The 19,810-nt window shown below is 63.7% G+C and carries 19 protein-coding genes; 10 read left to right on the forward strand and 9 right to left on the reverse strand.

Translation table 11 applies throughout. The features are described 5' to 3' along the window. Positions 1–17 precede the first annotated feature (17 nt). Both dctA and ACNJX8_RS36635 read right to left on the reverse strand, forming a co-directional pair. A complete protein-coding gene (gene dctA / locus ACNJX8_RS36630; RefSeq protein WP_439358648.1) occupies positions 18–1,397 on the reverse strand; it encodes a C4-dicarboxylate transporter DctA in 1,380 nt (459 codons plus the stop codon). Between the two features lie 53 nt (positions 1,398–1,450). Further along, on the reverse strand, positions 1,451–2,524 hold the full coding sequence (locus ACNJX8_RS36635) for a 4-oxalomesaconate tautomerase (RefSeq protein ID WP_439362031.1): 1,074 nt from the start codon (positions 2,522–2,524) through the stop codon (positions 1,451–1,453). A gap of 118 nt (positions 2,525–2,642) precedes the next feature. On the opposite strand from ACNJX8_RS36635, the gene ACNJX8_RS36640 reads away from it, so the two are divergent. From ACNJX8_RS36640 to ACNJX8_RS36655, 4 genes are all read left to right on the forward strand, one after another. Further along, positions 2,643–3,623: a LysR family transcriptional regulator gene (locus tag ACNJX8_RS36640; RefSeq protein WP_439358649.1), complete on the forward strand. Its 981-nt coding sequence runs from the start codon at positions 2,643–2,645 to the stop codon at positions 3,621–3,623. A gap of 387 nt (positions 3,624–4,010) precedes the next feature. Next, positions 4,011–5,396, forward strand: coding sequence for an ABC transporter substrate-binding protein (locus ACNJX8_RS36645; protein WP_091888259.1), 1,386 nt, complete (start codon positions 4,011–4,013; stop codon positions 5,394–5,396). Between the two features lie 94 nt (positions 5,397–5,490). After that, on the forward strand, positions 5,491–6,363 hold the full coding sequence (locus ACNJX8_RS36650; RefSeq protein WP_439358650.1) for a carbohydrate ABC transporter permease: 873 nt from the start codon (positions 5,491–5,493) through the stop codon (positions 6,361–6,363). Next, the gene (locus ACNJX8_RS36655; RefSeq protein WP_091888255.1) at positions 6,360–7,211 is read left to right on the forward strand and encodes a carbohydrate ABC transporter permease; all 852 of its coding nucleotides are present in this window, start codon (positions 6,360–6,362) and stop codon (positions 7,209–7,211) included. The genes ACNJX8_RS36650 and ACNJX8_RS36655 overlap by 4 nt, the downstream gene beginning before the upstream one ends. Before the next feature lie 102 nt (positions 7,212–7,313). On the opposite strand, the gene ACNJX8_RS36660 is transcribed toward ACNJX8_RS36655, so the two are convergent. From ACNJX8_RS36660 to ACNJX8_RS36680, 5 genes are read right to left on the reverse strand one after another with little or no spacing between them, the layout of a single operon-like run. Beyond that, positions 7,314–8,126, reverse strand: coding sequence for an ABC transporter permease (locus ACNJX8_RS36660; protein ID WP_249758139.1), 813 nt, complete (start codon positions 8,124–8,126; stop codon positions 7,314–7,316). A 4-nt stretch (positions 8,127–8,130) separates the two neighbouring features. Next, a complete protein-coding gene (locus ACNJX8_RS36665) occupies positions 8,131–9,045 on the reverse strand; it encodes an ABC transporter permease (RefSeq protein WP_439358651.1) in 915 nt (304 codons plus the stop codon). After that, positions 9,042–10,214: an ABC transporter ATP-binding protein gene (locus ACNJX8_RS36670; protein WP_439358652.1), complete on the reverse strand. Its 1,173-nt coding sequence runs from the start codon at positions 10,212–10,214 to the stop codon at positions 9,042–9,044. Before ACNJX8_RS36670 ends, ACNJX8_RS36665 begins: the two co-directional genes overlap by 4 nt. 52 nt (positions 10,215–10,266) lie before the next feature. Beyond that, complete coding sequence (locus ACNJX8_RS36675) at positions 10,267–11,745, reverse strand: glycerol-3-phosphate dehydrogenase (RefSeq protein ID WP_439358653.1); 1,479 nt, start codon at positions 11,743–11,745, stop codon at positions 10,267–10,269. Between the two features lie 36 nt (positions 11,746–11,781). After that, positions 11,782–14,469 (reverse strand): sensor domain-containing protein, encoded by a 2,688-nt coding sequence (locus ACNJX8_RS36680; RefSeq protein ID WP_439358654.1) that lies wholly within the window; start codon positions 14,467–14,469, stop codon positions 11,782–11,784. 202 nt (positions 14,470–14,671) lie between these two features. On the opposite strand from ACNJX8_RS36680, the gene ACNJX8_RS36685 reads away from it, so the two are divergent. Further along, positions 14,672–15,775, forward strand: a complete 1,104-nt coding sequence (locus ACNJX8_RS36685; RefSeq protein ID WP_439358655.1) for an NAD(P)/FAD-dependent oxidoreductase — start codon at positions 14,672–14,674, stop codon at positions 15,773–15,775. 105 nt (positions 15,776–15,880) lie between these two features. Here the strand turns inward: ACNJX8_RS36685 and ACNJX8_RS36690 are convergent, their stop codons facing one another. Continuing rightward, positions 15,881–16,060, reverse strand: coding sequence for a YdcH family protein (locus tag ACNJX8_RS36690; RefSeq protein WP_025034152.1), 180 nt, complete (start codon positions 16,058–16,060; stop codon positions 15,881–15,883). 328 nt (positions 16,061–16,388) lie between these two features. On the opposite strand from ACNJX8_RS36690, the gene ACNJX8_RS36695 reads away from it, so the two are divergent. The 3 genes from ACNJX8_RS36695 (at position 16,389) to ACNJX8_RS36705 (ending at position 17,240) form a co-directional block, all read left to right on the forward strand. Then, positions 16,389–16,595, forward strand: a complete 207-nt coding sequence (locus tag ACNJX8_RS36695; RefSeq protein WP_091888239.1) for a YdcH family protein — start codon at positions 16,389–16,391, stop codon at positions 16,593–16,595. A 153-nt stretch (positions 16,596–16,748) separates the two neighbouring features. Next, positions 16,749–16,967, forward strand: a complete 219-nt coding sequence (locus tag ACNJX8_RS36700) for a hypothetical protein (RefSeq protein ID WP_128936480.1) — start codon at positions 16,749–16,751, stop codon at positions 16,965–16,967. Positions 16,968–16,988: 21 nt separating this feature from the next. Next, positions 16,989–17,240, forward strand: a complete 252-nt coding sequence (locus tag ACNJX8_RS36705) for a hypothetical protein (protein ID WP_439358656.1) — start codon at positions 16,989–16,991, stop codon at positions 17,238–17,240. Between the two features lie 2 nt (positions 17,241–17,242). On the opposite strand, the gene ACNJX8_RS36710 is transcribed toward ACNJX8_RS36705, so the two are convergent. Then, on the reverse strand, positions 17,243–17,950 hold the full coding sequence (locus tag ACNJX8_RS36710; protein ID WP_439358657.1) for a GGDEF domain-containing protein: 708 nt from the start codon (positions 17,948–17,950) through the stop codon (positions 17,243–17,245). A 141-nt stretch (positions 17,951–18,091) separates the two neighbouring features. Between ACNJX8_RS36710 and purE the strand changes: the two genes are divergently transcribed. Both purE and ACNJX8_RS36720 read left to right on the forward strand, forming a co-directional pair. Continuing rightward, complete coding sequence (gene purE / locus ACNJX8_RS36715; protein ID WP_091888231.1) at positions 18,092–18,580, forward strand: 5-(carboxyamino)imidazole ribonucleotide mutase; 489 nt, start codon at positions 18,092–18,094, stop codon at positions 18,578–18,580. Next, positions 18,577–19,683 carry a 5-(carboxyamino)imidazole ribonucleotide synthase gene (locus ACNJX8_RS36720; RefSeq protein WP_439358658.1) on the forward strand — a complete coding sequence of 369 codons (1,107 nt, stop codon included), beginning with the start codon at positions 18,577–18,579 and terminating at the stop codon, positions 19,681–19,683. Before purE ends, ACNJX8_RS36720 begins: the two co-directional genes overlap by 4 nt. Positions 19,684–19,810: the final 127 nt, after the last annotated feature.

Here is a 19,810-nt window from a genome sequence, read left to right on the forward strand (position 1 = left end):
TCATGCAAACGCTGCGGTCAAGCGGCTGATTGCGTCGTCGAGATCCAGCTCTTGTCCTCCCGCACCAGCGCTGCCTCCGCGATCTTCGTCCCGGCCGTGACAGTGCCGCTCTGTCCCAGTTCACGGGCCAGCACCTCGCGGTCACAGGCGTCCTCCCACAGCGAAACGGTGATGGACGCGACACAGTTGCTGATCATGCTGGTCAGCGCCCGCGCCTCCGACATGAAGCGGTCGATGCCGACAAGCAGCGCCACGCCGGTCACCGGCAAATCCGGCATGACCGAGAGGGTCGCGACAAGCGCGACGAAGCCGCTGCCGGTGACGCCGGCCGCCCCCTTGGACGTCAGCAGCATCAGTCCGAGCATCGCCGCGATCTGACCCCATGACAGGTGAATGTCACAGGCCTGCGCAATGAAGATGGAGGCCAAGGTGAGATAAATGGCGCTGCCGTCCAGATTGAACGAGTAGCCCATCGGCAACACGAGCCCTGACACGCCTTTCCGGCATCCGAGCTGCTCCAGCTTGCGCAGCGCGCCAGGCAGCGCCGGCTCCGACGACGACGTGCCGAGCACGATCAGCAGTTCTTCCCTGAAGTAGCGGATGGTCTTCCACAGACTGAAGCCGTTCAGCCGCGCCAGCGTACCAAGCACGACGACCACGAAGACGGAGCAAGCGATATAGAATGTCAGGATCAGCAGTCCGAGCGAACCAATCGAGCGGATGCCGTAGCGGCCCACCGTGAACGCCATGGCGCCAAAGGCGCCGAGCGGCGCGAGTTTCATGATGAAGCCGAAGGATACAAACAGCACGTGAGAGAACGAGGCGACTGCCTTTGTCACCACGACGCCGCCATCGCCGGCACGGCTTAGGCCAAAGGCGATCAGGATGGAGATCAGTAGCACCGGCAGCACTTCACCATCGGCAAACGCTCCAAAGAACGAATGCGGGATGATGTGCAGCATGAAGTCCGCAAATCCGGTCGCACCTGCCTGCTTGGTGAATTTCGCAGCCACCGACGGGTCCAGCGTACTGACGGAAACATGCATGCCCGCCCCTGGCTGGATCAGCGATACGGCGATCAGCCCGGCCATCAGCGCGAGCACGGTCAGCAGGTAGAACAGCGCCATGGATTTCACCAGCGTGCGGCCGACCTCGCGGGAATCGCTGATGCTGTTGATGCCGCTGACGATGGTGCAGAACACGATCGGCGCGATCATCATCTTGACCAGCTTGACGAAGCCGTCTCCGAAGGGCTTCAGCGCGGCGCCAAATTCAGGCCAGAAATGGCCGGTGAGGACGCCCAGCATGAGGCCGATCAGCACCTGGACGTAGAGAATCCGGTAGAATGGCTTTCGCAGCTCACTGTTCTCGGGCCCAGCCAGCGCTTGCTTGTGCATTCTCGTTTCTCCCATGGCTCTGATTTTCTTGATGGCTGCGGAGGCGGCGGGCTTCAGGCCGCCAAGACCGAATGAGGCACGTGCGATCGGCGGGCGAAGACGTGGCCCTCGAAGATCCGCCGGGCTGTCCGCTGCACCCGGGCGACCGGACCGGGCTCCAGCCGAACCACGAGCTGGCCGGAGGGATGAGCGAGCGTGATCGGCACCGGCGGCGCCAGCGGTCCCACCATGTCTGCGGCGATAGTCCCGGGCGTGACACAGGCCGTCGCGATTGCGACAGCGCCGGTCACCGCCAGCGCGCCATGGCAGTCATGCGGCATGAAGTACCGGGTGTTCAACGTCGCCTCGCCCGCAGACGCAATCAGAACCGGCTTCGGGATCACCATTGTCGCGGAATTTGGAAAACCCATCAGGCGCCCGGCCTCGACGCGCAAATTCTCGAGACGCGCGCGGAAGCCGCTGTCGGCGAAGTCCGAAGGTGCCTCACGGCCGGTCCATCCCAGATCCGCCGCGCGGACCAGCATGACCGGCATCGCCGCGTCGATGCAGGTCACGTCGATCCCTTCGATGCGGTCGACCGGTCGTCCCGTCGGCAGCAGGCGACCGGTGCGTGCGCCGGCCGCGTTAGGGAATGACAGTTCGATGGGCGCGGCCGTTCCCGGTACGCCGTCGATCCGCGCCTCGCCCTCGTAAGTCACCCGCGCTCCGGGGGTGGCAACGGTCGCATCAATCAGCTTGCCGGTGTTGACATTGTGAATGCGGACATGGGTGCGATCTGCGGTCGCGGCGACCAGGCCGGCCTCGATTGCGAACGGCCCCACCGCCGCCAGCATGTTTCCGCAGTTCGGCGAGGTATCGACAATCCCTTCACGAACACGTACCTGGGCAAACAGGTAGTCAACGTCGGCGCCGGGCACCGTTGCCGGTCCGATGATCGCGACCTTGTTGATAACGGCATTGCCGCCGCCGATTCCATCGATTCCAAGATCGTGCCCACCTCCCATCACAGACAACAGGACCGCGTCGCGCGACCTTGGGTCGGCGGGAAGATCGCGGGCCAGGAAAAACGGTCCGCGTGAGGTACCCCCGCGCATGACCACACAGGGAATGGCAATCTGATCGTTCATGGAATTCTTCCGTTCGGCGACATCTTCGCCCGAACCGGAGCATCCTCCCTCTGAACTCTTTTGTGAAATGCAAATATCTGAGGTATTATTTCGTCTATCGATATAATGGAGCCTTGCCATGAACGCAGAACTGCTCGACCTCAAGGCGTTCATCACCGTCGCGGAGACGGGAAGCTTTGTCCGGACCGCCAAGGCGCTGAACCTGTCTCAACCAGCGCTCAGCCGACGTATTCAGAAGCTGGAAGAAAGCCTCGGTGCGCCGTTGCTCGAGCGGTCGACGCGCCACGTCAATCTCACCATGACCGGCCGCGACTTCCTGCCTAAGGTGCGCCGCCTCATCGACGAGTTTGAGACCTCGGTGCTCGCCATCCAGGATATCGGCGCGCGAAGTTCAGGCTTGGTCTCGGTGGCTGCGGTGCCGACAGCAGTGTTCTATTTCCTGCCGCGAGCGATCGGCCGGTTTGCCGAAGCGTATCCGCGCATTCGCATCCGGATTCTGGACATCGGCGCCAATGAGGGATTGGAAGCGGTCGCGCGCGGCGAAGCCGACTTCGGCATCAATTTCATTGGTGCATCACATGCCGAAATTGAATTTGAGAAACTGGTTGAGGATCCTTTCGTCCTGGCCTGCCGTCATGACCATCCGTTGGCATCGCGCAAACAGGTAAGCTGGTCGGAGATCGTGCCGCACCGGGTCATCACCGTCGGTCGCAACAGCGGCAATCGCGCGTTGATCGACAATGCGCTGGCGCGACACGGCCTGCAGCTGAACTGGTCCTATGAAGTCGCGCATCTCTCAGGTTCGCTTGGCCTCGTCGAAGCGGGACTCGGAATCGCCGTGCTACCGAAACTCGCGACGCCCGTCGCCGGCCATCCGATCATTCACACCATTCAGTTGATCGAGCCGGAAGTGTCGCGGACGATCGGAATCGTGCGCAGGCGCGGGGCGACACTATCCCCTCATGCCAGCCAATTTCTCAAGATGCTGCTCGAGGCGTGGCGCTCTCCTTCCCGGACGAGCGGGCAAGGCAAGCCACGGTCCCGATCCGCCGAGGCAAGTTCAAATACAGCTTCGACGGGCCTGAAGCGGAAACGCTGATAGCTCGCCGGCAGACCGGGCAAGACCGTTCCCTCTCGAACCGGAGTTCCTCGGATCAATCCGCCCGTTTCACAGAGACATTTTTGGCCCTGCAGCCAGAGCACCGCTGCCTTGCGAGCGGGTTGCGTTGCGTTCAGTCCTCATACTGCTTAAAACGCCTTCGCTGGCGGCGAGCAGCCGCGCATGGTCAGGCCAAGCCAGAACGCACAAGGCGAATTGATTGCCGCGAATTGATGCGGCGATTGGATCGATGCACGCATTAAGCATCTCCGCGAGGCTCTATCCCCACGACATTGGTCTGACAAGATGGCGCTAGATCAGACTTCCGCCATGCGCTAGTGTTTTATACGACCGGTTAAAAACACCGGCCGTTTGAGGGAGAAAAACGTGAGATCCAAGGTTATTGGCGCAGTATCATTGGCGGTCGCTGCGGTTGGGCTGTTTGCGGCCACTGCACCCGCCTTTGCGCAGCAGAAGACGATTACGGTCTGGTGGGGCAAGGGCTTCTATCGCTCCGAAGACGACGCGTTGATCGACACGATCAAGAAATTCGAAGCCAAGACCGGCATCAAGGTCGAATTGTCGCAGTACGCGATCCAGGACATGATTCCGAAGACGGTCGCCGCGCTCGATGCCGGCACCGTGCCCGATGTCGCCTATTCCGACTCTTATGACGTGCAAGCGCAGGGCAAGTGGGCTTACGAGGGCAAGCTCGAGGACCTCACGGATGTCATGGAGCCGATCAAGGGCCGGTTCGTGCAGAACACGCTGGACGCGTCGATCCTCTACAACGACGTGACCAAGAAGAAAGCTTATTACGGCTTCCCGCTGAAGCAGCAGAGCATGCACGTCCAGATCTGGAACGACATGCTGGAGAAGGCCGGCTTCAAGCAGAGCGACATTCCGACCGACTGGACGGGCTATTGGACATTCTGGTGCGACAAGGTGCAGCCGGCGATCCGCAAGGCGACCGGCCAGCGCATCTATGCCGTCGGCCAGCCGATGGGCGTGGAATCCACCGACGCCTTCCAGTCGTTCTACACCTTCATGGACGCCTACCACGTCAAGCTGGTTGACGACGACGGCAAGCTGCTGGTCGATGATCCCAAGGTCCGCGAGAACCTGATCAAGGCGATGAAGGACTACACCGACACCTACATCAAGGGTTGCACGCCGCCCTCCTCGACGACCTGGAAGGATCCTGACAACAACGTCGCCTTCCACAACAAGACCATCGTGATGACTCACAATTTCACGATCTCGATCGCGGCGAAGTGGTTCGAGGACTCGCAGAACCAGGCCCTTACCCAGGAGCAGCGCGACGCCGGCAAGAAGGCCTATGAACAGGACATCATCACGGCGTCCTTCCCCAAGGCGCCGGATGGTTCGACTATCCGCTACCGCTCCGACGTCAAGACCGGGCTGGTCTTCACCGCGGCCAAGAACAAAGCCGAGGCCAAGCAGTTCATCAGCTTCCTGCTCCAGGAAGAGAACGTCCGTCCCTATATCGAGGGCGCACTGGGCCGCTGGTTCCCGGTGACGAAGGAAAGCCAGGAAAGCCCGTTCTGGCAGGCTGACAAGCACCGCAAGGCGGTCTACACGCAGTTCAAGGGCGGCACCGCCGCGTTCGACTTCACCAAGAACTGGAAGTTCACGATCCTCAACAACGAGAACGTGTGGGCGAAGGCGATGAACCGGGTGGTGAGCGAGAAGGTTCCGGTCGACAAGGCCGTCGACGAACTGATCGCCCGCATCAAGCAGGTCGCGGGTTAAGTCATCCGCCCCTCTCCCCGCGTTGCGGGGAAAGGTATAAGAACAACACCGGCCGCGTTTCGCGGCCGGCTTCTCTTTGAAGAGACCGAAAAGAATGGCGATCACGCTCTCTGGCGATCAGGCAATCCCCGGCCCGCCCCTGTCGACGCGGCTGACCCCGGCGCAGGTCTGGGGCATCGTACTGCTCGCGCCCTATCTGCTCGTTTTCCTCGCCTTCGTCGTCTATCCCGTCGGCTACGGGCTGTGGCTGGCGCGCGCGCCGGCGAACTATGTCGCGCTCTACAACGACCCGATCTTCGCGCGCGCCGCGGTCAACACGCTGATCTTCCTGGTCATCGGCATCAACATCAAGATGCTGATCGCGCTGTTCCTATCCGGCTTCTTCGCCCAGCAGCGCACCTGGATCAAATGGCTCTCGGTGATCTTCATCCTGCCCTGGGCGGTACCGTCGATCCCGACCATCCTGTCGGTGCGCTTCATGCTCAATCCCGAATGGGGCATGATCAACCACTTCATCTTCACCTTCACCGGCGATGACGGCCCGAACTGGCTGAACGATCCGACCGTGGCGCTGACCATGGCGATCGCCGTGCACATCTGGAAGTCGCTGCCGTTCTGGACGCTGATCCTGATCACCGGCAGGCTTGCGATCTCCCACGATCTGTTCGAGGCCGCCGAGGTCGACGGTGCGAGCTGGTGGCAGAAATTCCGCTACATCACCTGGCCGTCGATGCAGACTCTCTACGTCACCTGCACGCTGCTCTCGATGATCTGGACGCTCGGCGACTTCAACAGCGTCTATCTGCTCACCGGCGGTGGCCCGGCCGACCTCACGCACGTGCTGTCGACGCTCGGCATCCGCTATCTCCGGCTCGACCAGCTCTCGCTGGCCATGGCGTCGATCGTCTGCGCGATGCCGTTCGTCCTGCCGCTCGTGTACTTCATGATGAAACGGTTGTCGCGATGAAGCTCCCCTCCTTGCGCGAAGTCGCGATCGAAGCGCGGCTGCTGCTGATCGGTATCCCCGTCTTCCTGTGGACGATGATCCCGATCTATCACATGTTCCTGTTCGCGATCTCCCCGAAGGAGGACGCGTTCTCGGGCAAGCTGTGGCCGGATCATCCGACGCTGCATAACTTCGAGATCGTGTTCAAGCAGCAGCATTATTTCCTGCGCGACTTCTACGTCCAGTTCTGGAATTCGACGCTGATCGCGGCATCCGTCGGCGTGCTGACCCTGTTCATCGCGACTGCGGCGGCGTTCTCGATCTCGCGGCTGAAGGTGCCGGGCGGACGCATGGTGTTGAACCTCGCGCTCTTCACCTATTTCATCCCCGCGGCGTTCCTCGCCGTGCCGATGTATCGCACCATGGGCAATTACGGCCTGCTCAACAATCACTGGTCGCTGATCCTGGCCATGGTGACGATCGCCAGCCCCTACGCGATCTGGGTGCTCAAGCAGGCCTCCGACAAGCTGCCGGTCGAGCTGGACGAAGCCGCCGTCATGGATGGCGCCACGACGCTGCAGATCTTCCGCCTGGTCTATCTGCCGTTGATGATGCCGTCGCTGGTCGCGATCGGCACCTATGCGGTGCTGCTGGCCTGGAACGAATATCTCTACGCGTTCCTACTGCTCTCGAACGACCGCGAGATCACCCTCCCCGTCGCGCTCGGCAACTTCCTCGCCGCCGACGACTCGCCATGGGAGCTGCTGATGACGACCGGCTTCATCTACGCGCTGCCGCCGGCCGCGGTCTACTACGCCTTCCGCCGTTACATGGTGGGCGGGCTCACGGCGGGTGCGGTGAAGTCGTAACAGCCCTTCGTGTCATTGCGAGGAGCGTAGCGACGCAGCAATCCAGAGTGTTTCCGCGGGGGCATTTCTGGATTGCTTCGCTTCGTTCGCGTGACGATCGGCTCACAGCGGCGCGGCGCTCTCGCCCTGTGAGCTCGACAGCTTCGAGGCGAGCGAGGCGACGACGATCACCACCGCGATCAGGGCGATCACCAGCGTGCAGATCGCGTTGATCTCCGGCTTCACCCCCAGCCGTACCTCGGAGTAGATCCGGATCGGCAAGGTCGCGGAGCCGGGGCCCGTGGTGAAGCTCGCGATCACGAGATCGTCCAGCGACAGCGTGAATGCCAGCATCCAGCCGGCGACGATTGCCGGCGCAATCAGCGGCAGCGTGACGGCCACGAAGGCGCGGACAGGATCGCAGCCGAGGTCCATCGCCGCCTCCTCCAGCGAACGATCGAGCGAGCCGAGGCGGGACTGCACGACGACGGCGACGAAGCACATCGTCAGCGTGGTGTGGGCGATCGTCACCGTCCAGAAGCCGCGCTCGGCATTGAGCGCGACGAACAGCAGCAGCAGCGACAATCCGGTGATCACCTCCGGCATCACCAGCGGCGCATAGAGCATGCCGGAGAACATCGTCCGGCCGCGAAACCGCTCGCCGCGCGACAACGCGACCGCGGCGAGCGTGCCGAGCAGCGTGGCAATGGTCGCGGACGAGACCGCAACCCGCAGGCTCATCCAGGCCGCCTCGATCATGGCGCGGTCGTTGAAGAACTCGTGATACCAACGCAGCGACCAGCCACCCCACACCGTCACTAGGCGCGAGGCATTGAAGGAATAGATAACGAGGATGAGGATCGGCAGGTAAAGGAACGCCAGCCCCAGCGCGAGCGAGGCGATGTTGAAGCGGGAGAGACGGGAGAGCTTGCGCATCGTCTCAGCGCCCCTGTTCCAGCTGCCGCTTCTGGAGCCGCTCGTACAGCAGCAGCGGCACCAGCAGCACAACCAGCAGCACGATGGCCGCCGCGGACGCGACCGGCCAGTCCTTGTTGGTGAAGAATTCGAGCCAGAGGGTCTGGCCGATCATCAGCGCGTTGGAGCCGGCCAGAAGGTCAGGAATCACGAACTCGCCAACGATGGGAATGAAGCACAAGAGCACGCCGGCGCCGACGCCGGGCAGCGACAGCGGGAAGGTGACGAGCCAGAACACCTGCCAGGGCGGCGCGCCGAGATCGCCGGCCGCCTCCTCCAGCGCCGGCTCCATCTTGGCGAGCGTGGCGAAGAGCGGCAGGATCATGAACGGCAGATAGGAATAGACGATGCCGATATACATTGCGCTGTCGGTGGAGAGCCACACGACGGGCTGGCTGACCAGATGCAGTGCCAGCAGGATCTGGTTGAGCAAGCCGTCGTGCTGGAGGATGTTGATCCAGGCATAGATGCGGATCAGGAAAGAGGTCCAGAACGGCACGATCACCAGCACCATCGCCACCGCCTGCCAGCGCTTGGGCAGCCGCGCCATGCCATAGGCGATGGGGTAGCCGATCAGGAGCAGGAGCACGGTCGCTGTGACGGCGACGGTGAGACTGCGCACATAGGCGACTACATAGATTTCGTCGGAGATCAGCAGCCTGAAATTATCGATCGACAACGCAGCAAGCGCCGTCTTCAGTGCTTCCCATCCCGCCGTCAGGTCGAACACGGGCTCGTAAGGCGGCTGCGCAATCGCCGTCTGCGACAGGCTGATCTTCAGCACGAAGGCGAACGGCACCAGGAAGAACAGCACCATCCAGACGTAAGGCGCGATGGCAGCAAAACGCGCCGGCCGCGCGAAGATGCGGCGTCCGCTCACGACGGCAACACCACGCAGTCGTCGGGCGTGAACCAGGCGACGACGTTCTGGTTCACGCTGTAGGCGTCGACGTCGAGACGCGCGCTGTTGACGACTGAAGCTTGCACCATTCCGCCCTCGTCGAGCTTCACCTTATAGGTGGTGATGCCGCCGAGATAGCAGATGTCGGCGATCACACCGTCCAGACTGTTGATCGCCGTTTCGCGACCGGCCTCAAACACCGGGCCGCGGCGCGAGAGCTTGACCTTCTCGGGCCGGATCGCGACCGACAATTTCGCCTCGCTCACCCGCTCGCGCGGCTCGGCCGCAACCAAAGTCCCGGCCTCGCGCGTGGCGATGACCAGGCGATGACCGTCGCGCAATTTGAACTCGCCCTCGAACAAATTGACGTCGCCGACGAACTCCGCGATCCAGCGCGAGCGCGGCGCCTCATAGAGCTCGCGCGGGCTCGCGACCTGCGCCAGCTTGCCGGCATTCATCACGCCGATCCGGCTCGCCATCGTCATCGCCTCCTCCTGGTCGTGGGTGACGATGATGAAAGTCATGCCGAGCCGGCGCTGCAGCTCCATCAGCTCGGCTTGCGTGCTCTCGCGCAGCTTCTTGTCGAGAGCGGCGAGCGGCTCATCGAGCAGCAGGAGCTGCGGACGGCGGGCCAGCGCACGGGCCAGCGCCACGCGCTGGCGCTGGCCGCCGGAGAGCTGGTCGGGCTTGCGCTTCTCCAGTCCCTCGAGCTTCACCAGTGCGACCATCTCCGCCACGCGCGAGGCGATGTCGGCGCGCGCCATGCCGGCACGCTTCAGGCCGAAAGCGATGTTGTCGCGCACCGACAGGTGCGGAAACAGCGCGTAGCTCTGGAACATCATGTTGATCGGACGCTCGTGCGGCAAGGCCTGCGCGATATCCTGCCCCCCGAGCAGGATGCGCCCCTCGTCCGGCGCCTCGAAGCCGGCGAGCATGCGCAAAAGCGTGGTCTTTCCGCAGCCGCTCGGACCAAGCAGCGCGAAAAACTCGCCGGCCTTGATGTCGAGCGATACGCCGTCCACGGCACGGAACGTCCCGAACGTCTTGGCGACGCCCTCGATGCGCAGCAACGGCTGCCCGGCCGCCGGATGCTGAGCTCCGCCGGCCGCATTGGCCGCGGCGTCTGTTCTGGGCAACTCGTCCGTCATGTTCCCTGCCAGCCCCGATTCCGCCGCACGCTAGCGGCCGATCGTCCCTAGCTCAACCGGTTCGGGACGGATCGTTCACATCCGACATGAACGCGGCCAGCGCGTCGCGGTCCGCCGCGGGCATGGTCAGGCCGAGCTTGGAGCGGCGCCACAGGATGTCGTCGGGGAAGCGCGCCCATTCATTGTTCATCAGGTAACGTACTTCGGCGCCGGTCAGTTCGGGACCGAAGGCGGGGCCGAGCTCTTCACGGGTCTTCGCCTCGCCGAGCACCGCGGGCAGGCGCGAGCCATAGGCCGCGACCAGGCGCTGGGCCTGCGGCTCCGAAAGAAAGCGCCAGCGGTCACGTGCGAGATCGACCTCGGTGTCAAAACGATCCCAGGCAAAATCTCCACCCGGTAGCGCCACGCCACCGGTCCAGCGCGGCGACATCGGATAGAACGGCGTCAGCTTCGTTATCGCTCGCTCCGCGCGCAGGCGCGACGTCGTGACGTCGCCGCCGAACATGGTGATCAGCGGCGCCTCGCGCCGGCGCGCGTGGAACAGGGTCGTGCCATCGCGCTGCCGCACCGACGCCAGCGTCAGGTTGACGCCGGAGACCGTCCGGACCACGTCGATCGGGGTCACGTGCTCGCGGAAATAGCGGCTGGCCGCCTCGCAGAGATAGCTGATGTCGGCTCCCGGCATCGCCACGATCGCGGGATCGCCGGTGAAGTCGTGCGTCACCGTGCCGATCAGGGTGAAGTCGCGCTCGAAGGGCTGGGCAAAGATCAGTCGTCCATCGTTGTTCTGGAAAACGTAGACGTTATCGGAATAGAACAGCCGCGGCACGATGATCTGGCTCATCTGCGTAGCGGCCATGGCGGGCTGCGGCTGCCGCAGCACCGTCTCCGCGACCATCGGCGCCCAGGCGCCGGTGGCGTTGCCCAGGGCCCGTGCCGTGATCGTGCGGCGGTGGCCACGATCGACCACCGCAAGCCGCCAGGTGTCGGTTCGATCGGCGCGGACACAGCGCGCCCCGGTCCGGATCACCGCACCACGTTCGGCGGCATCGAGCGCCGTGAGCACCACCAGGCGGGAATCATCGACGACACAGTCCGAATATTCGAACGCCGTGCCGAACGGACGCTTCAGCGCGTTGCCGACCGGATGATGCGTGATGTCGAGGGTCGTCGCGACAGGCAGCCCATTCCGGCTGGAGAGGCTGTCATAAAGCAACAGGCCGGCACGCAGCAGCCATGGCGGGCGTTCCTCGGAATGGGCGGGGATGACGAAGTGCATCGGCCGGACCAGATGCGGCGCGATCCTGAGCCAGGTCCGGCGCTCCGCCAGCGCCCGCCGCACCCGCCAGAACCCGCGCCGTTCCAGAACCGACAGATCGCCATGAATGAGCCGCGGCGTCGCCGACGACGCGCCGGCGCCGAGATCGCCCTGCTCGAACAGGATGACCCGCAGGCCACGGCCAGCCGCATCGCGCGCGAGGCTGACACCGTTCAGGCCGCCGCCGATGATCGCAAGGTCGTAATCTGCCATGAGGCCGTCGAGAAGGAGCGAAGCGCCCCATCATCATTAGCCGGTCTTGAGCGCAAGCTCCATGACCTCAGCACGGCCGACGAGGCCTGCATATTTCCCGATCGGCAAGGGCTTGCCGAGCAGATAGCCCTGCACGCCATCGCAGCCCTCTTTGGCAAGGAAGGCGAGCTGGTCGAGTGTCTCGACGCCCTCGGCGATAATCGACATTTCGAGGCCGTGGCCGAGATCGATCACCGCGCGCACGATCGCCGCCGATTGCGGGTTGCGGCCGAGATTGATGATGAAGGCGCGGTCGATCTTGATCTTGTCGAAGGGGAATGCCTGGAGATAGCTCAGCGAGGAGTAGCCGCTGCCGAAATCGTCCATCGAGATGCGCACGCCGAGCGACTTCAGCCGGCGCAAGAGCGCAAGGCCGCGGTCGAAATCCTCTATCAGCACGCCTTCGGTGATCTCGAGCTCGAGCCGGCCGGGTGCAAGGCCGGTCTCGATCAGGATCGAATGGACGAGGCCGACCACGTCACCGTGCATGAACTGCGCCGGCGACAGATTGACCGCGACCTGGAGCGGTTTTGGCCAGGACGCCGCCTCGCGGCAGGCCTCGCGCAGGATCCACTCGCCCATCTCGACGATCAGGCCGCTCTCTTCCGCGATCGGGATGAAATCGGCCGGCGAGACCTGGCCACGCACCGGATGCTGCCAGCGCGCCAATGCTTCGAAGCCGATGATCTCGCTCTCGGCGACGCTGTGGCCGGCGGCGCCTTGCGGCTGGAAGGCGAGCGAGAGCTCGCCATTCTTGATCGCCATCGAGAGGTCCTGGTGCAGCACACGGCGGTCGCGGATCTGCTGGTCCATCTCCGGCTGGTAGAGGCTGATCGCGCCGCGCGACTTCTGCTTGGCGCGGAACAGCGCCGCGCCGGCATTGGCAAGCAGCGAGGCGCCATCAGCGCCATTGTGCGGGAAGATCGACATGCCGGTGGTGATGCCGGCGCGGACCGGACGGCCGTCGATCTGGAATTCCTTCGCGACGGCCTCCGCGATTTGCTGCGCCAGTGCCAGACCGGCCTCTGGCTGCTTGCCATCGAGGATGAGGCCGAACTCGTCGCCGGACAGGCGCGCCACCACGCCGCCGCGCGCCGAATCCTGAAGCCGCTGGGCCACCTCGATCAGGAGCTTGTCACCGAGCGCATGGCCGAAGACATCGTTGACCTCCTTGAGGCCGTCGAGGTCGACGCAGAGGACGGCGAATTCCTCGCCGGTGCCTTCGCAAGCCTCGATCATCTGGGTCAGCGCCTGGAGGAAGGCGGCGCGGTTCGGCAGATCGGTGAGGCCGTCGTGATAGGCCATATGCGCCATGCGCGATTCGGTCTGCCGGCGATCGGTGACGTCCTCGTGGGTCTTGATCAGATATTGCGGCTCGCCGGCATCGCTCAGCACGGTGGCGCGGCGGGTCAGGAACAGCCGCAGGCCGTCCTTGGTGGAGATCGGATGCTCCTCGGTGATCATCCCGCGCTTCTTGATCGCGGCCTCGTCGCGCGCGATGATCAGCTTGGCTTCCTTGGGATTGAAGATATCGGCGGCGGTCAAGCCCGTGGCTTCCTCGCGCCTGCGGTTGAGAATCGTCTCGGCGCTGCGGTTGGCGAGCAGATAGCGGCCGTCCTTGACCTGCTCGACGATCAGCGCCACCGGGATGTTGTCGACCACGAGCTCGAGGAACTTCTTGGTGCTCTCCAGCTCCTGCGACAGTGAGCGGCGGTCGGTGATGTCCTCGAAGACCAGCAGCAAGAATCCGGGCCGATTGCTTTCATTGCGGACCGCGATCCGGATCGAGGCGACCATGCGCCGCTCCCCGCCACGCTCGACCTCGAATTCGTTGCGGAACTGGCCGTCCGGCGAAATGAGCGCGGCCCGGTCGGCCGCCTCGATGCTGGCCGCCGAGGCGGGCGCAAACAGCTCGCGCGCATTCTTGCCGACGACGTGATCCCGCGAGAAGCCCCAGAAGCGCTCATAGGCGGTGTTCGCGAAGATGTAGCAGCCGTCCTCGATGTTCTTCGCGGCAACACAGGCCGGCACGTTGTCCAGCACCGTTTCCAGGAACTGCTTGGTGGAGGCGAGCTGCTGCGACAGCCTGCGCTGTTCGCTGACGTCGAGATGCGTCGCCACCGAGCCGCCGTTCGGCAGCACGTGAAATTTCACCAGGATGGCCCGTCCATCCGGCAATTCGGTGATCAAACCGTTGCTGCTTGCCGCCTTCTCGTAGAACTCGTCGTCGGAGGCGCCGCCGAGCACCCCGCGCTTGCGTCGCAGCGCGAGGAGTTCGTAGCCATTCATGTTGGCCCGGACATCCGACCGCGTCAGGCCATAGATATCGAGATAGCGGTCGTTGCAGAAGATGACGCGCCGCTGCGCGTCCGTCATCACCACGCCCTGGTTGAGATTGTTCATGGCGGAGGAGACGAAGGCATTGCGCCGCAGCTGCAAGCGCCTGGTCCGGCGCAGCGAGGAATGGATCCACAGCGCGATCGCGGCGAGGAACGAGCAGACGACGATGCCCGCGATCACGAGTTCCCAGATCACGCTGGGGTCGAGCTTGGCGAGATCACCTGGAGCGGTGAAGCTGTCCGACAGCGCAAAGGCGCGTGCGGGCGCGACCGCGCCGGCCAGGCACAGGACGGCCTGCACAGCGATCGGAAGCGTGCTGCCCACGTGCCAGTTCTTCTCAGCCATCACCCACCCGCGATTTCAACGTCGGATTGTCTGGCTTCACGGGTTTGGATCGGGTAAACGCCTGTATGTGCAACGGAAAAATTTGACGCGAAATACGGCAATTGCCCTGACATGATAAATGCTTCCTTAACGGAGAACGGCCGCGCGCCCTCGATTCCAGAGCCGCTGCCACCGGCGCTTCCAGCGGACGTCCTGCACGACCATGGATAAAGTCGATTGCGTCGTCATCGGAGCCGGCGTGGTCGGGCTCGCGGTGGCTCGGCGGCTCGCGCAGGCCGGGCGCGAGGTCATCGTGCTCGAGGAAGCCGAGGCCATCGGCACCATCACCTCCTCGCGCAACAGCGAGGTGATCCATGCCGGCATCTACTACCGCGCCGGCAGCTGGATGGCGCGCATGTGCGTCGGCGGCAAGCACGCGCTCTACCGCTACTGCGCCGAGCGCGGCATCCCGCACAAAAATTGCGGCAAGCTGATCGTCGCGACCAGCGCGAAAGAGACGGAGAAGCTGCAATCGATCAAGGCACATGCCGAGGCCAACGGCGTGATCGACATGCAGCTGCTTTCGGGCGAGGCCGCACGCGCGCTGGAGCCGGCGCTCGCCTGTGACGCCGCGCTGCTGTCGTCGTCGACCGGCATCATCGACAGCCACGCCTACATGCTCTCGCTGCGCGGCGAAGCCGAGGAGGCTGGCGCCGCCTTCGCGTTCCACACGCCACTGGTCCGTGCCAAGGCAACCGCCGGCGGCATCGAGATCGAGGCTGGCGGCGAGGCGCCGATGACGCTGCAATGCGATCTGCTCGTCAATGCTGCGGGGCTCTCGGCAACGACGGTGGCGCGCAACATCGACGGCATGCCGCTGGACCGGATTCCGCCGGCCTATCTTGCCAAGGGAAATTACTTCAGCTGCAATGCAAGGGCGCCGTTCTCGCACCTGATCTACCCGGTGCCCGAGCCCGGCGGGTTAGGGGTGCACCTGACGCTGGACATGGCGGGGCAGGCCCGCTTCGGCCCTGACGTCGAGTGGATCGAGACGATCAATTACGAGGTCGATCCGTCACGCGCGGAGCGCTTCTATCCCGCGATCCGCAAATACTGGCCGACGCTGCCCGACGGGGCGTTGATGCCGAGCTATTCAGGCATTCGCCCGAAGATCGTGCCGCCGGCGGTGGCCACGCAGGATTTTCTGATGCAGGGCCCGCGCGATCACGGCGTCGCAGGCTTGATCAACCTGTTCGGCATCGAATCGCCGGGACTGACGTCGTCGCTTGCGATCGCCGATCATGTCGCCCAACTCGCAGACATCTAGGCGCCGCGCAAAATTTGCACGACGCACATCGCAGCAGGGGTGAGCGCAAAGGCACTCATCCCCGCTTGAAAGGGTACGATCAACTCTACGCTGTTACGGGGGTCACTAGTGGAGCGTGTCGCCTTGCTTCAGACGCTCGATCTGGTCCTTGACCATCAACTTCCGGCGCTTCAACTCAACAATTTGCAGGTCGTCTGTTGAAAGGTGCACGAGAGCTTCGTGCAATTCGTTTTCGAGAAGTTTGTGCTTCCGTTCCAATTCAACAAGATGTGCCTGAATTGTCATTCGAAACCTCCTCGGTAGGGTTGAACCTCAGGATTCGATCCGGACGAGAGACTGTACATCACCGATTCGTTCTGTCGATGGGTATCCGTCGTCGCGGCGTCATTTTTGAAAATTCATATGTAACGAAGCGTGAGTAAGGAACCACGCGAGAAAAATCCATGATATCAATGCGTCTGCGCGGCGGCGCAGCGACTCGCAGAAATATGTTGCGGGAGATCGGCGGGCAATGGCCGCAGATCGCTTGCGGTCACGCCGCGCAAGGACGATAATTTCCACAGGGCATCCACAGCCCAGATCTCACGCCTATCGGTTTTCGGCCACCGCAGACATGACCAATGAAAACGAGCGTGAGCTCGAAGTCGAGCTCACCCGGTTGCAGCAGGAACACCGAGATCTCGATGCGGCGATCGATGCACTGCATCAATCGCCCGCGCCCGACCTGTTGCGGTTACAGCGGTTGAAGAAGCGTAAGCTCTTGTTACGCGATCGCATCGCGTTCATCGAAGACCAGATTACGCCCGACATCATCGCCTGAGCCCTCCGCCGATCTTTCGCGGCGGGTCGTCGTATGTGAATCCGCTTGACTCAAAAAGAACAAAATAGGAACATTCGGGACATCCTCGGCTCCAGACAGGCCAAGGGAAGACGCCACGGGAAAACGCCAAGGAAAGGCAGAAGGACAACGCAGATGTCGGCAATCGCCCTTCTCGACAACAGCCACTATGAACAAGCCTGCGATCAGGCGATCGCGATGTGCGACGGCAATCTGCGCAGCACCATCAAGGCGCTGATCATGGCCAATGAATATCTGGAAGCCGAGCTGGCGGAATTGCAGGCGGCGATTTCCGCCGGCTGCATTCCGGAGACCTCGCCCAACGAGATGCGGAGCAAGAGCAGTGCCGCCTGAGTTCAACATCGGAGCAACGCCATGTCGGATGTGACCTACTACGTTGCAATGCCCTTCCTGATCGATGCTGACGGATCGCCCGTCGCTGGCGCCGCAGAGGAGTGCCAGAGTTCGGCGGCCGCGTTGCGGCGCGCCGAAATCTTGTCGCGCGGTGCCGGTCACATCGGCGCGATCGCGTTCAGCCGCAGCGGCGATCCCATGACCGGCGAATTCAGCGACGCCACACTGCTGCGCAAGTTCGGCAATGTGCCGCAAGATCTCGCCACGCTGTAGGATCAGCTGCTGGCGAGCCTGATCCGTGGCTCGTGACGCCGGTGCGCCTTGCGCACATACATGGCGGCATCGGCTTCCTCGAGGGCGCGGCCTGCGTCGGACTGCGGCCCCAGCAGCGCCACGCCAGCGGAGGCGCCCGCAGCCACGTGCCGGCCCTGAAACGTGAAAGACAATTCGTCGATCGCCTGCTCGAGGATGGCGGCCTTCGCCTTGGCGTCGGTCTCGCTGAGATTCCACAGCAGCAGCGCGAACTCGTCGCCGCCAAGACGACCGACCACATCCGAGGCGCGGACCTGCCGCGTCAGGGTCGCGGCAATCGCCTTCAGCACCTCGTCGCCGGCGGCGTGTCCGAAGGAATCGTTGATCGGCTTCAGCCGATCGACGTCGAGCACGATCAGCGCCCCGCTGGCGCGGTAGCGCTTCATGTAGGCAATGGCACGGTTGAGCTCGCGCTCGAAACCGCGCCGGTTCGGAATCTCGAGCAGGAAATCGGTGTCAGCGGCCGCCTCGAGCTCCGCGACCCGCCGCTCCGCCGCCTTGAGCTTGCTCCGCAAGCCGCGGATGGTCGCCTTGATGGTTTCCGTGGCATCGGCCGGCGTTTGGCGCCGCGCCGGCCTGGCCGGACGCTTCGCAGCGGCTTTGGAGCGGCTGGCGCTGGTCTTTCGGCCCGTTTTGGCCTTCGCAGCACTCGCCCTTTTTGGTTTCTTCATGGGCATCCTGCTCAATGAAGGCTTGCGGGGATTCACCAAGACAGGATAGTGCATTCCCTTCTCCTTGCCACCGCCTTGCGAGCCGCCGGCCGGAACCTTTAATCTGGCCTATCTTTCTGTTTTCCGGGCACATTTGACGTCATGACCGCGCCGATCGCCATCATCATGGGAAGCCAGTCGGACTGGGACACGATGCGGCATGCCGCCGATACGCTTGCCGCGCTCGGCGTCGCCGCCGACACCCGCATCGTTTCGGCACACCGCACCCCCGATCGGCTGTTCGCTTTCGCCAAGGGCGCCAAGGCGGCGGGTTACAAGGTCATCATCGCCGGCGCCGGCGGCGCCGCGCACCTGCCGGGCATGGCGGCGTCGCTGACGGAACTGCCGGTGTTCGGTGTACCCATCGAATCGAAGACGCTCAAAGGCCTCGATTCGCTGTATTCGATCGTTCAGATGCCCGCCGGCATCCCGGTCGGCACCCTCGCCATCGGCAAGGCCGGCGCGATCAATGCGGCGCTACTGGCGGCTTCCGTGCTGGCGCTGTCCGACCCCGCCCTATCCGGTCGCCTTGCCGCCTGGCGGAAGGCGCAGACCGAGGCGGTTGCCGAGCGTCCGGAGGACAAGGCGTGACCGACGCCAGGCAGGTGAAGCTGAAGCCCGGTGACACCATCGGAATCCTCGGCGGCGGACAATTGGGCCGGATGCTGGCCATGGCTGCGGCGCGGCTCGGGCTGCGCTGCCAGATGTTCTCGCCCGATCCGGATTCGCCGGCCTTCGACGTGGTCCTGAATGCGACCTGCGCCGAATATGCCGATGTCGAGGCGCTCGAGCTGTTCGCCAACGACGTCGACGTCATCACATACGAATTCGAGAACGTGCCGGCGGCCGCGGCGATGGTGCTGGATGCGCGCCGCCCGGTGCTGCCCAACCGGAAGATCCTCGAGACCACTCAGGACCGACTGGCCGAGAAGGATTTCGTGACGCGGCTCGGCATCGGCACCGCCGCCTATGCCGACGTGACCTCCGTTTCCTCGCTGCGCGAGGCGATCGCGCGAATCGGTCTTCCGGCCGTACTGAAGACCCGCCGCTTCGGTTATGACGGCAAGGGCCAGGCCATCATCCGCAAGGGCGACGACATCGCCAAGGTGTGGACCAGTCTCGCCACCAAATCGGCGATCCTGGAGGCCTTCGTGCCGTTCGAGCGCGAGATCTCCGTGATCGCCGCGCGCTCGGCCGCGGGTCAGGTCGAGTGTTTCGACGTCACCGAGAACGAGCACCGCGACCACATTCTGAAGATATCGCGCGCGCCCGCGCCGATCCCGGATTCGCTCGCCGAGGAAGCGCGCAGCATCGCCGCCAAGATCGCGAGCGCGCTCGACTATGTCGGCGTGCTCGCCGTCGAGATGTTCGTGCTCGCCAACGGCACCGGACCGAAGGTGCTGGTCAACGAGATCGCTCCGCGCGTGCACAATTCCGGACACTGGACGCTGGACGGCGCATCCATTTCGCAGTTCGAGCAGCACATCCGCGCCATCGCCGGCTGGCCGCTCGGCAAGCCCGTGCGCCACGGCGAAGTCGTCACCATGACCAATCTGATCGGCGACGAGATCAAGGACTACGACAAGTGGCTGACCGTTCCCGGCGCCACGGTGCACATCTACGGCAAGGGCACGCCGCGCCCGGGCCGCAAGATGGGACACGTCACCGAAGTCAGGCCAACGAAAGGCACCTGAGGGGACCGCAGCAATCGCTGCGATCCCCTTAAAGCGCGATGAGATCAGGATGAATCGTCATCGCGCTTTAGGTATTGTTTGAGCATGATCTTTCCGGAAAACCGCTGCACACTTTTCCGGATCATGC

This window comes from Bradyrhizobium sp. SPXBL-04, assembly GCF_051853035.1.
GTDB classification, from domain to species: Bacteria; Pseudomonadota; Alphaproteobacteria; order Rhizobiales; family Xanthobacteraceae; genus Bradyrhizobium; species Bradyrhizobium zhanjiangense.